Here is an 11,822-nt window from a genome sequence, read left to right as displayed (position 1 = left end):
ATATCCTCAGTTCTTTGCGGCTGCTGTGTTGAAGTCCAGGTACCGGGTGGGCTTGGTGTTTTTGATGAGGTAGTCATAGCTCGCCATCAGTGTATGGACGTCGACCCCTTGTTCTTCGCGCATGACACGGTACTGCTCGCGCAAATCGTATTTTCGCTTCGCCAGGGTGTCAGAGAAGCTTTCCAGCTGCGGGTTATCTATTGCATTCAGAGACAGCTCAACCGCTTTAAAGACTGCCTGGGCAAGCTCATAGCTGATTTGAATCGCAAAGGCTTTCGCGGCTTTCTCAGCAAAATCTCTCGCTGCCCCTGGATCACGTATTGCCAGATTTCGGATAAAGGTGCCCTGGGAGTTGGGGAGGTTCAGAACAACAGCCTTTTCGTTCTCGGTGAAGCTGCCAACATTGCTCATGTATTTGGCTATCACACCCGGCCGCGTTTCTGAGCCCAGAAGCACTTCCACAACCATTGTCTCGAAACCTTTAAAATCGTTGACATACTCAGAGGTTGGGTTCTCGCACTGAGTCATTTCATCGCATTTGTAGACTTTGACGTTAACGCCATCTTTTGAGCCGTGAACGAAGTCGGCGAGAGATAGGGTGGGAAACAGTGTCGATTCTGGGAGTGTCTTGTCAGCGTCTGTGTTCGCGCCGGCATTGGTTTCAGGTTCTTCGGGGGTTGTCTTGATGACGATCGTTCCCGTAAGCGACATGAGTGTTTGCAGAAGCTCGTCATCACCATAGCGGAACATCTGCGCCGCATTACCCCTCTGGAGAGCTTTTAGGACCAGGTTACCTCGATTGAATTTAAAGCCCTCCTGCGTCAGAGGGTTGCTTGCAGAGTCGACGGGTGAGAAGTTCATTGCAGCGTCAAACCGGTCTTTGGCAGCGTCCTTCATAGCCGCTAGCTCCTGATCGTCATTGTTCCACGCGGCCTGGATAGCATCCTTCCCGCCGGTAACAATACCCTGGGCCAGCTGACAGCTGTTTCCCAGGTAGTCATTCATGGCCTGTATCTTGTTCTGAAACACCTCAATCCAGTTCGCAGCTTCCGGATAAGTGGCGTCCAGTGCTAATTGGAAGGCGTATCCTTTCGCATTAGCTGCTACTGCCCTAAGTGTTTCGACGATCTGGTCTGAGTTGATGAAGCTGAACGAACCACCGTTGAGGTCGAGGCCACCGCATCCAGCTTTCGCACTCGGCGGCTGCCAGGTAACAATATCCTGATCAATAATTTTGTTTCTAAGCTGAACAGACCCGAGGGAAAACCCACCTCTTGATTGGGTCTCAAAAGCGCGAGGCTCAGAGACGTTCGCCATAGATCCCACTTCGCCAAAAATGTTGCTCATTTCATCGTTCATATCAGCGTGTACTGATGGAGCGATAATGAAGGTGAGGGCGAGACCTACTGTGGTGCTTCTCAATCTATGGTTCAGATTCATTGTTTGGAGGCCCGGTCAATGTGTTCGAGGAGTGCGTTCGGTTCTATGAAGCCGGATTCGTCAGTGGGCTCCGCTTCTAACAGGCTTGAAAGGCGATCAGCCAACTCCATATCGCCATTCAGAAGGGGCTGAGCCGAAGCGTACTGTTCGTCAGATATAAGCCCATTAATTTGTGCGACGACCATTAGCCGGTCCTGGAGGTCGCGATAAGCGATGACGCCTTCGCCTAAAGGCTTTATGACCCCATCCTTGGTCACCATGTAAGTTGATGGCACCTGCCTCACTCCGATAACGCTCGCCTGACCTGAATCAGAGACGTAGCTAGGGAAGACGTCGCCGGGTAGCGGTGCGTTATCCATTGAGATGGGGAGCACTTTGAACCCCATGCCCTTTTCAACAGCTGCCAGGATCTTCCCTTGGCGCAGCGCGTAAGGGGATTCAGAAGAGTAAAAAAACCATATCCCGACCTTATCCGTCAGACTGGCAAGAATTTTCTCTTGGTTAGTTTTGGCCTCTGCATCGACCGCAAAACCGGCTCCAGAGGAAAGAGGGCGGCGTGAGTTCGCATCAAGATCGGGCGTGCTGAGCACCACCTTTTCCCATGTGTTTGCGAATTTGTGGCTCTTGTCTATAGCCATTTTTTGCACGTACAGAAAGGCAGAGACATTCTCAGGTGTTGGGTTATCAATGGCTCTATCCCGGTACTTATTTACGTTCTCGCGAAACCACTTGATGCTTAACGCGGCCGGCGGTGCCACAGCAGCTGCTACTTCAGGCTGTTGCTCTGGAAGCTTTAAGGTCTCAACAGGCTCTGGTGCGACTTCGGGCTGTTTACTTGGCGTTTCCGTTTCTACTTGCGGCTTGAGCTCGGGCTCGTAGAAGAACCAGCCTTCTTCAGATCGCTCATAAAATCGCCCGTCCCTAGGACTATATCCAGCCGTTGCGATATTGGACGCACCAAGCAAGAGCAGGATGGCGCAGACAGATGCTCGAGCTGAGCTAGACTTGTATCGTCGTGACATATCGCATTCCCCCAGTTATCCCTCAAGCATAAATGCCTGTACCTGTTGCCATGGCAGGGGTTCCGCGTCTTTTTTGCAGCCAACTTTTAAGTTGAGGTTTTTAGCTTGTTGAAGGTTGCGTATTTGTAGAACCGTGGAGAATAGGGGTTAAGTCAAACCACTGAAGGACACCGCTATGACCGGATTTATGAAAGCCTCATTCGCTGCACTGGCCGTTACTGTTATTTCCGGGTGTGCATCCACACCAGACCGTATTGAGTTGGCTGAAGAGCAGGCTCGGTTGAGCGAGCTGAGGTATGAACAGGCTCAGTCAGCTGCTGCGCGTGAAGATGAGCGCCTGCGCTCTGCTATGGATAACCTGCCCGGTTGGTTCCTGGAGCCACCCCAGCCTGATGTTGGCGGTATCTATGGCGTAGGAAGCGCCCAGTCAAATGATCTCCAGGTAGCGCTAAAGAAAGCTCGGTTGACTGCAGATTTTGAGCTGGCTCAACAGCTAGAGCAGGAGCTGAGCGGGCTTGAGAAAGACTTCGCCGCTGACTCTAATGGCTCAGCAAATGTGCAGTACCAGGCAGCTGTCGAGCGATTTGTCTCAGCCGTGCCTATGGCTGGGCAGGAGGTTGCCGAACAAAAGGTCGTGGTAGCAGACGGCATGTACACAGCTTATGTACTGAGCAGGCTTTCGTTTGACCAAATGGATCGCATGCTGGACCGTCGTAAGCAGAATGCTGAGGACCTGACGAGGATGGAGCAGGCCTTCGCTGAACTCCGGGAGAGGGTAGAGGCAAGCGAAACGGCTGAATCGAAAGCCGCTGTTCAGGCTGCAGGGGTTGAGACAACTGCCGTAGTAGCGCAATAAGTCGAGCCGTAAAAAAATCCGGAGCAGTTATGAAAAAAACTCAAGCGATGATGCCCGTTCTAATGATGGCGCTGGTTACGCTGATGGTTGCCTCGGCCCAGTCATCCGCGCCCCGTGTTTCGACGAAACCCGTAAGCGTCACCTATGAACTGGGGGCTGGTGACTCACGGCTAGACGCCCTCGATCATGCCAGGACCATGGCGCGTCAACAGGCGGTTAACGAGAGCGGCGCGTATATCCAGGGGACCATGCGGTTAGAAAACGGTGAGCTGTTCGAAACGATTCAGCTCCTGCAGGCTAACTACGTCAGTTTGAAGGCTGAGCAATCATCGCTTGAGATTACGCCCGACGCTCCCAATGGCCGGCTGACATTCGGTGCAATCGCTGAGATTGATGAAAGTGCTATGCAGGCCCGCATTGATGCAATGAACCGTGACCGAAATTTGGCCGTACAAGTGAAAACGCTGCTGGTAGAGAACGAGCGGTTACGTGACAGGCTGAGCACTCTCGCGCAGGCCGCACGCGGAGGCGAGGGTTTGGATCGGAAGCGCCTCTTACTCAAAAGCCAGCTTTCCGAAAACCGTCAGGTTCTTCATTCGATGTTCGCCCAGGGCAGCCTTCTTGATATGAAGAAGAGAGCCAGCGCTGATCTGCAGGTTCGCAACCAGTCCTTGTATAGAGAGACTGTTGAGCCCCTACTGCAAGGCGGTGCTACCGCGGAAATTGAGAAAGTTGTAGGCGGAGACTCTCACACTACAGCTAAGGTACGCTTTTCTTATGACCCCGCGCCGGATGAAATCTTGAAAACACTTCTGACTGCGTTCGAGCGTCCCTCAGTAGGGCCGCTCTATCAGATGTACCGGGATCGAGATTTAGTTTGGAATGATTTCAAGATCCAGTCGGCGTTACGCCATGGACGTCTTACCAACATGTACGCGCTCGAACAGATGAAATACCTGGAGCGCTACCTGGTGGCTATTGAGATCAGCTTAGGTGAAACGAAGCGCTATGTTCCGGTATTCGGCCATAACCACAAACAGTTCAACAGCCCCGAGTGTTATCGGAAGGATGGCTACTCACTGGAAGAGCTGCAGGCTTCTGGCTGGGTTCAACGCGCCGGGAGACACATCGATAGAAATCTGTGCTTGATTAACAGCAAACACGACCAGAAAGGGCGGTTTGAGATCACTATGACGAACGCAGAAGCTGAGAATGTCAGAAGCCTTCAGGCGAGGCGTGTCCTGATTGACATCGATCATATCAATCAGATGTAAGCCTCAATAAGCTGGGCTGTTGCGTCAAAGTATGGGTTACAAATCATAACGGGGGTTAACTATTTGTTAGCCTGCTTTTATGGATACTGGCGTTGCCCAAGAGCATGGCGAAGTCCGATGTCCAAGGATTGTGATAGAGCGCCGCTTGCTCGCAACGGGAAACAGAGTGCGTGCAGTTTTGAGCCCTACCGGCTAAGCGGGTAGCCAGTCTGAAACGTTACGTTACGCGGCATCTCATATTTATATTGTACTTAGCCTCGATCGCCATCTCTTAACTAGTCCGCCTAAGAAATGGAAAAAACATCTAGCAGCCAATAGCTGGGGCTGCTAAAGCTGTGCGACGCTCAGGATTTGTAGCCGTCACCGCGTTGCGGCGACTTCGCTACGGACCAGGTCGTAGAGCTGCTGCTGAGGGTTGAGACGAGGAAGCGGTTCTCCTTTAACAGAGAAAGTGGGCGTCCCCTTCACCTCGAACGCCTGAATGTCGGCCTCATCCAGCTCCAGGGTCGCAGTGATCTCAGGTGCGTTCAATACTTCACGGGCTTTTTCCACACCCAGGCCAGCCGCTTCGGCGGTCTCCCATGCAGCTTGAATCTGCGGGTCATCATGCCATCTTGGTTGCGCTTCCAGGACCGCTTGCAGGACCGGTTCGTAGAGCCCTTGTTTTCGTGCGGCTTCAAAGATCCTTGCAGCCTCTTCAGAGCCTCTATGGAACAGTGCATATCGGAGGCGTTCGTTCCACAGCAGTTATCCTGTTTTGTCCCAGCATCAGGCCCACAGCAGCTATCCGGCTGCGCTATGGTATCAGTTCCACAGCCCGCGCCTGACCGCACATCGCGACCGCGCCACTGAGGCCAGGCGTCCCGTCCCACTTGCACGGACGAGTGCAGATACAGTAGCGCCAGCCCCACACCGACGATCAGGTCCGGCCACAGCGACTCAGTCAGCATCACCAAACCTGCTGCGCCTAGCACGCTGAGGTTGGCGATGACATCGTTTCGCGAGCATAGCCAGGTCGAGCTCATATTGATGTCGTCGCTACGATGGCTATAGAGCAACGCCAGGCAACTCAGGTTGGCGACGAGCGCAATAAGCCCGATCAGGCCCATCCATCCCGCTTCGGGCACTACGCCGAAGATGCTCTTACGGATAGCCTCAGCAATGATCAAGAAGCTGAACAGCATCAGGAAGCCGCTCTTGAAAAGCGCGGCCCCCGCCCGAGCGCGGATGCCCTGGTGCAGCACAAAAAGCGAGATAGCGTATACCAAGGTATCTCCGAACATATCCAGCGAGTCCCCGAGCAGCGCGGTCGAGTTTACGATCCAGCCGGCGGTGAATTCGACCACGAACATCACGGCATTAATGGCAAGCACAATGTAGAGCACGCGGCCCTGCCGCTCGCGCAGTTGGGCAAGTTCGCTACCCTTGTTGTCGCAGCAATCATCCATTATTCAGACCTCTTACATAATACCATCTGATGCTAGAATGAGCGTTATAGTTACTAGCCCGGATTTCTCATAGTAGTCCCTGATGGGCAGATGCCTGAGGATATCCCGTTTTCCGGCGTCTCGTTCGGGGTTTTTTGATCAGATATTAATCAATTCCTGATGTGCAGACACAATTCCCCCTTTCCCCCATTACTGACGGGCCGGGGGAGCCCGCTGATCTAGGTGGGCACCAGCCGCTGAACCAGGGCTGATAATTCTGTCTTATACGGATAGCTATCACTCATCAACACCCGGATTCGGCGGGTATTGCGGATGATCACAGCGCCGACCTTGATCAGTTTCAACCGCAGGGTGCCAGCGCTCATGCGCTCGAAGGGCGTGCTTTTCAGATGCACCCGCAGACGCTCGAATAGGGTGTAGGCAAAGCCGGAGAGTATCAGCCGCCACTGATTGGTCCACCATTGGGTACTCGATGTGCGGTCGGCAAACAGATCCAGCTGCTGATCCTTGATCCGGTTTTCCATGTCACCGCGGGCGCAATACTGTTCGTAGTAGAGCTTGAACCCCTCGTCGTAGCGGGAACTGATCACGAAGCGCGGATTTGGGCCTTCGGGTCCGTACTCCAGTCGGGCGACGACCAGCCGTTCCTTCTGCCAGCTTCGTGCCTTGTAGGCAAAACGGAAGGTGCTGGCCAGCTTGTAACCGTGGTGGTCGTAATATTCCCGAACCTTGTCCATGGCGGGTGCCGCCAGGGCTTCCAGCCGCGTATTGCGCGCCATGCCCACGATGTAATCCACCCGGTTGCGGTCACACCAGGCCAGGATCCGGGGCTTGCAGAAGTGGGAGTCACCCCGGAACACAATACGGGTATCGGGCCAGTAACCCCGGATGAACCGCACCAATAGGGCCAGAATGGCCCAGCTGTGCCGGGCATCCCCCCGGTTACTGGTGCGCAGGTAGCTCACCAGCAGGTGCCGTCCGCAGAAGACATACAGCGGGAAGTAGCAGTGGTGATCGTAGTATCGGTTGAAGAACTTGCCCGGCTGGTCGCCGTGCACCGGAATATCCGTGCCGTCGAAATCCAGCACCATTTCCTTGGGCGGCTCGTCGTGCTGTTCAATGAAGTGGTGCCAGAGCAGTTCATGGGCCTTCACGATGGTTTGCCGGTCCACGGCCTGTTCCATTCGGCAGAGCGTGGACTTGCCGGCCAGGACGGAGACCTCACCCGTGGCGGATTGCAGCGCCTGATCAAAGCGTAGCGCTTCATGGTCATTCAGGTCTTCGTATCCGCCGGCCACGCCGTAGACCCGTTGCCGGACCATGGTATCGAGTTGGTGACGAACCATCGTGGAATCCCGCTGATCGACCAGAGTCTCGGCCAGTCGCTGGGTTAACTGGTGTTGCTTATCGACTTCGCGTAATAACAACAAGCCAGCATCGGAGGTGATGTGGCCTCCGGAGAAATCGGCTTCAATCTGACGGCGGAACAGTGGCGAGAAGGTCAGCTTTTCGGGTACCATTTTGGATGCGGCTTCTGGTGGTTCGTTTTTGGTGTAAGGTCCTGAAATGTTACCACTTTAAGCCGCTTTTTCCTTCCTCCTCATGAGAAATCCGGGCTAGAGAAAAGAAGGGTTTGGAAAGCAAAAAGAGAGACTAATCCTGAAGGATGAGCACTAGGGACGACATGCAGACTTCAGTCTCTTTGCCGCCTCAGCTAGCCCGGTTCTCACAGGGGGTAAAAGTAAAACGACTTAAAGTGCTATGGTTTCAATATTCTAACCAATCAAGCAAAAGCAGCCGACTCCATAATGGTACCTGAAAGACTGATCTTCTCGCCGCTCGGATGTTGCCAGTGCACAGCCCGAAAAGTGCTACGGTTTCGTCTCAATCTCGATGTCCTGCCTTTAGCATGGTCGGCGCCAACGATTAGATCGAAGTCAGATTTCGGTTCTTGAAAAACCCGAATCGTTCCGGTCGCAGACTTCTTGGAAGCATGGCTATGACCTAGGAATGTTGCGCGTGGGCAAATAGCCGATCACGGATGACGGCCGTTGAGGCGCAGCATCGCCAGAGCCCTGAATACTCAGGAGTCTGGCGGTCGTTACAAGGTTTCGTGGCTACGGCTAGACGTCATACAGCGAGGATCGGTTGGCCTCTACGAGCCGCTTTATACCGCTACGGGCATTGGCTTCGCGCGCCAATTTCAGTTCCTCCACGGTGGCGTAATCCCGGTCCCAAGCGAGCACCTTGGGCGCCATGAGGCGATGCCAGAGGGGGGGGATCATGGCGATGACGATGGTGGAAAGATAGCCGTTCAGCATCATGGGCGCCTCCGGGTAGGGCTTCAGGTCCTGGTAAGGCACCTCACCGGCGGCGTGGTGATGTGAGTGGCGGGTGAGATTGAACATGGCCCAGGAACTCACCCGCTTGGTGGTATTCCAGGAGTGGCGTGGCTGAACCGGCGTTTGTGGGTTGCGCAGCATCCCGTAGTGCTCCATGTAATTCACGATTTCCAGCAGGGCTTTGCCCCAGAGGGCACAGGCCAAAAAGAACAGCATGCCGGTCAGACTGCCGATGAGGTAGGCCAGCGCCACCAGAAACAGGCTCATCAAATGCCCGCGAATCACCCCGTTACGCCACGAGAAGGCGGAATGGCGGCGCTTCGCCAGGCGCTGCTTCTCTATGTTCCAGGCACTGAGATTGCCCTTGACGGTCGAGAGCAGAATGTGATTGTACACATTACGTCCCCGGGGCGCTGTGGCCGGGTCCTCCGTGGTGGACACATAGCGATGGTGGCCGTACACATGTTCGATAGAGAAAATGGTGTCGAAGCTGAACGCCAGCAGCCAGCGTCCGACGAACATGGATACCGGATCCCAAGTACGGTGAGTCAGCTCATGGGCGGTGATGGTGCCAACCATGCCAATCATCAGGCCGGTGATCACGAAGGCCGAGAAGTGATGACCCCAGGCAGTGGCATCGCGCGCAGCCAGAGCGTCATAGCCGGTTAGATCCTGGATAAGCTGGCCGTACTGCAAGGGGTCCCCGGGGCTGACCGTCCAAATGGCGGTAAACACTATCAGGGACAACAGTGGCAGCGCCAGCCAGAGCTGCACGGTCAGGATCTGGGGCTGCTTGAACTCTGGTGTGCTGGTATCCTCGCCGAGGATGGCATCGCCGACGATGTAGGCAGTAAAGATCAGGAGCAGCCCGTACGAGATCGCGGCACCGCCTAGTATCAGCGCTATTAGGCTTACCAGCCCGATCAGGTGAAACAGGAAGAACTTGAGGTAATGGAAGAACATGGTATTTCACTCTCTTACTAATATTTGTCAGGTCGGTACTTTTGTTAATATTTGTGAGGTTGGTGCTTCGGTTCGCTAAGCCGTCTTCCGCTCTGCATCATGCACAGAGGTAAAGCGGTCGGCGAAAATCTCCTGCTGCGGCACACCGACACTGGTGAGCTGCTTAATGCTGTGGTCGATCATGGCGGGCGGGCCACAGAGATAGGCTTGGCAGCTGGCGTCCGCGTAGCGCTCGATGGACTGGCCAACCCAGCCCCGCGCGCCCTGCCAGTTGCTCGCTTCCGGCTCATCAGACAGCACCTGCACGAACCGGAACGGTGCCTGCCATTGCCGGGCGATAGCCTCGATCTCCGGTGTGGCGTACAGGTCCGCTTGGGTGCGCGCGCCAAATAACAGGGTCACCGGCCGGGCCACGTCCTCGTGCAGGGCCTGCTCCAGAACCGACAGGACTGGGGCAAGCCCGCTGCCACCGGCAATCAGCAGCATGGGTTGGGACGAGTCCCGCAGGTAGAAGTCACCGAAGGGTCCTTCGACTCGCACCGATGCGCCAACGAGTCCCTCCCGTTTGAGGTAGCCGGACAAGCGCCCGCCCGGAACCTCCCGGACAAAAAACCGAAGCCTTCCCTGGCTGCTGTCAGGGCGCGCGGCGAAGGAATAGGGGCGAGTGATGCCGGGCAGTTGGTTGAGTGAGAGCTGGGCATACTGCCCGGCCCTAAATCCCAAGGGCTCTTCCAGTTCGACCTGGAGCTCAACGATGTCGTGGGTGAGTGCGGTCTGGGCCAAAATGCGCCCCGCAATCTGACGCGCCGGACTCTCGCCAAGCTCAACCTGAACGGCAATGTCAGTCTTGGGCACGCTTTGACAGGCCAGAATATACCCGGCCTGTAATTCCTCGGTGGAAAGTATATAACTGGCGTCGGTGAGTTCCTTCACCCGACCACTCACCAAACGACACTTACAGGTCGCACAGCCCCCTACCTTGCAGCTGTAGGGCAGGTTGATGCCATTGCTCAGCGCCGCTTGAAGCACCGTCTCGCGCGGCTTCACGGTCACCCGGTGGTCGTTGATCTGAAGCTCGTGACTGCTCTTGGAAAAAAAGCCGAACATGTCTTCACCCCGTTGGTGCTGGATTCGGAAAAGCTGGCCGGCACCCTGGGAAGCAGCGGACCGGTCAGCTTGATCGGTCTAGTCTAACGTCTGGGCGGTCGGCGCTGGGGGGTATTAATTGACAACAACGGGGTAATGATTGACAGGTGTTAAGGCGCTGACGTTTACTACGGGTAGGTCTCAGGCCCGTCGAGACAGGTAGCAGCCCCTGAGTCCGAGCATTTAGTCCGAATGAGAATGCGCCCATGCAACCCGATCAGATTCAGATCCCCGGCCAGTATCTGTACATCTTATCCGAATGTATTGAGGATTTTGGAATAAGTCGCAGACGCTGGCTGGAAGGCAGTGGCATCGAGGATTTGGGTACCTCGACTGTCGAGGCGACCGTCAGCTATGGCGACCTGCGACGGTTGATGCTCAAGGCGGCTCGCTTGGCGGACAACCCGGCACTCGGGCTATCGCTTGGGCAGCGCCTATCGCTGCCGTCCCACGGGATTCTGGGATATGCCCTGATGAACTGCGGAACCTTGTCGGATGCCGCTGTCCTGCTGGAGAAGTACATTCCAGTGCGTCTGCCGCTGGTGACGGTTCAAATCCAAAGCCAGAATGACGAGTTGGTCCTGACCTTCCAAGAAACGGTGGCTTTGGGCGAGATCCGCGAGATGTTGCTGGACGCGTTACTGCTGACGGTCAAGAAGGCGATCGATCAAATCCTGCCGGGCGCTGGCTCCAGTCTCACGGTGTGCTTTCCGATGGCACCTCATCCCGGATTTCCCTACGCCAGCGTCTTTGAATGCGGCATGCGGTTTCACGAGCCACAAGCAGCTGTGCGTTTGCCGAAGGCCTTGATGCAACTGCCAATCCCCCAGGGCAACGCTGCAGCCTATCGTGAAGCGGAAGCTCTGTGTCGGCGCGAGCTGCAAAGGCTGACCCTGGAGACGTCTTACTCCGCCCGGATCAAGCGCAAAATGTTGGAGCAGCCGGGCCAACTGCCAGCGCTGGCCGTGGTGGCTTCCTGGTTCAACCTGACACCCCGCACCTTGCACCGTCGGCTGCTGGCGGAGGGCAACCAGTACAATAAACTGTTGGAGGAGGTCAAAGTGTCCTTGGCGCTCGCCTATCTGGCCAACAGCGACATGTCCATTAAAGAGATTGCCTACTTTCTGGGCTATGCTGAGCTTTCCAATTTTCGACGCGCTTTCAAGCGCTGGCAAAGAATGAGTCCTTCCCATTACCGAGAGACCCAAGAGCAAGCTCGGTCCAGGCACCACCCGACTCTGTAAGTCTGGCAGGCTAGCGCCAACGAAGCTGCGTTCGGCGGGATGGCGAGAAACCCGCATTGGCCTTCTGCACAGCAACGGCTCTCTTTA

Annotated in this window: 9 protein-coding genes and 1 pseudogene; 3 read left to right on the top strand and 7 right to left on the bottom strand. The window is 55.5% G+C overall.

The genetic code is table 11. The annotated features are described in order from the left end of the window. Positions 1–6 precede the first annotated feature (6 nt). Positions 7–1,347, bottom strand: a complete 1,341-nt coding sequence (locus soil367_RS18440) for a conjugal transfer protein TraH (RefSeq protein WP_172962424.1) — start codon at positions 1,345–1,347, stop codon at positions 7–9. 89 nt (positions 1,348–1,436) lie between these two features. Next, positions 1,437–2,462, bottom strand: coding sequence for a conjugal transfer protein TraF (gene traF / locus soil367_RS18435; protein WP_136550752.1), 1,026 nt, complete (start codon positions 2,460–2,462; stop codon positions 1,437–1,439). Between the two features lie 175 nt (positions 2,463–2,637). Between traF and soil367_RS18430 the strand changes: the two genes are divergently transcribed. Together soil367_RS18430 and soil367_RS18425 are read left to right on the top strand one after the other, a co-directional pair. Further along, positions 2,638–3,318 carry a hypothetical protein gene (locus tag soil367_RS18430; protein WP_136550751.1) on the top strand — a complete coding sequence of 227 codons (681 nt, stop codon included), beginning with the start codon at positions 2,638–2,640 and terminating at the stop codon, positions 3,316–3,318. A gap of 197 nt (positions 3,319–3,515) precedes the next feature. Further along, positions 3,516–4,592: a hypothetical protein gene (locus soil367_RS18425; protein ID WP_136550750.1), complete on the top strand. Its 1,077-nt coding sequence runs from the start codon at positions 3,516–3,518 to the stop codon at positions 4,590–4,592. A 360-nt stretch (positions 4,593–4,952) separates the two neighbouring features. On the opposite strand, the pseudogene soil367_RS18420 reads toward soil367_RS18425, so the two are convergent. The 5 genes and pseudogenes from soil367_RS18420 to soil367_RS18400 form a co-directional block, all read right to left on the bottom strand. Beyond that, positions 4,953–5,237 (bottom strand): annotated as a pseudogene (locus soil367_RS18420) (DsbA family protein); the annotation flags it as partial. Next, entirely contained in the window at positions 5,120–6,040 is a 921-nt protein-coding gene (locus tag soil367_RS19160; RefSeq protein WP_342777440.1) for a cation efflux transmembrane domain-containing protein, read from the bottom strand. The gene soil367_RS19160 and the pseudogene soil367_RS18420, both read right to left, overlap by 118 nt. A 218-nt stretch (positions 6,041–6,258) precedes the next feature. Next, on the bottom strand, positions 6,259–7,560 hold the full coding sequence (locus tag soil367_RS18410) for an IS1380 family transposase (protein ID WP_136547574.1): 1,302 nt from the start codon (positions 7,558–7,560) through the stop codon (positions 6,259–6,261). Between the two features lie 603 nt (positions 7,561–8,163). Next, a complete protein-coding gene (locus soil367_RS18405; RefSeq protein WP_136550748.1) occupies positions 8,164–9,345 on the bottom strand; it encodes an alkane 1-monooxygenase in 1,182 nt (393 codons plus the stop codon). Positions 9,346–9,420: 75 nt separating this feature from the next. Then, complete coding sequence (locus tag soil367_RS18400; RefSeq protein WP_136550747.1) at positions 9,421–10,452, bottom strand: NADH:ubiquinone reductase (Na(+)-transporting) subunit F; 1,032 nt, start codon at positions 10,450–10,452, stop codon at positions 9,421–9,423. 245 nt (positions 10,453–10,697) lie between these two features. Between soil367_RS18400 and soil367_RS18395 the strand changes: the two genes are divergently transcribed. Next, the gene (locus tag soil367_RS18395) at positions 10,698–11,735 is read left to right on the top strand and encodes an AraC family transcriptional regulator (protein WP_136550746.1); all 1,038 of its coding nucleotides are present in this window, start codon (positions 10,698–10,700) and stop codon (positions 11,733–11,735) included. Positions 11,736–11,822: the final 87 nt, after the last annotated feature.

Origin of the sequence: Hydrocarboniclastica marina (genome assembly GCF_004851605.1) — a bacterium.
In the GTDB taxonomy this organism is placed as follows: Bacteria; Pseudomonadota; Gammaproteobacteria; order Pseudomonadales; family Oleiphilaceae; genus Hydrocarboniclastica; species Hydrocarboniclastica marina.
Note: the sequence above shows the minus strand (reverse complement) of the source record. Positions and strands in the feature narration are given on the sequence as shown.

Bases quoted from the DNA above. Each gene is read 5' to 3' on its own strand.
- soil367_RS18400 (WP_136550747.1), bottom strand. From the start codon at position 10,452: ATGTTCGGCTTTTTTTCCAAGAGCAGTCACGAGCTTCAGATCAACGAC.
- soil367_RS18395 (WP_136550746.1), top strand. From the start codon at position 10,698: ATGCAACCCGATCAGATTCAGATCCCCGGCCAGTATCTGTACATCTTA.
- soil367_RS18440 (WP_172962424.1), bottom strand. From the start codon at position 1,347: ATGAGCAACATTTTTGGCGAAGTGGGATCTATGGCGAACGTCTCTGAG.
- soil367_RS19160 (WP_342777440.1), bottom strand. From the start codon at position 6,040: ATGGATGATTGCTGCGACAACAAGGGTAGCGAACTTGCCCAACTGCGC.
- soil367_RS18410 (WP_136547574.1), bottom strand. From the start codon at position 7,560: ATGGTACCCGAAAAGCTGACCTTCTCGCCACTGTTCCGCCGTCAGATT.
- soil367_RS18405 (WP_136550748.1), bottom strand. From the start codon at position 9,345: ATGTTCTTCCATTACCTCAAGTTCTTCCTGTTTCACCTGATCGGGCTG.
- soil367_RS18425 (WP_136550750.1), top strand. From the start codon at position 3,516: ATGGCGCGTCAACAGGCGGTTAACGAGAGCGGCGCGTATATCCAGGGG.
- soil367_RS18430 (WP_136550751.1), top strand. From the start codon at position 2,638: ATGACCGGATTTATGAAAGCCTCATTCGCTGCACTGGCCGTTACTGTT.
- traF (WP_136550752.1), bottom strand. From the start codon at position 2,462: ATGTCACGACGATACAAGTCTAGCTCAGCTCGAGCATCTGTCTGCGCC.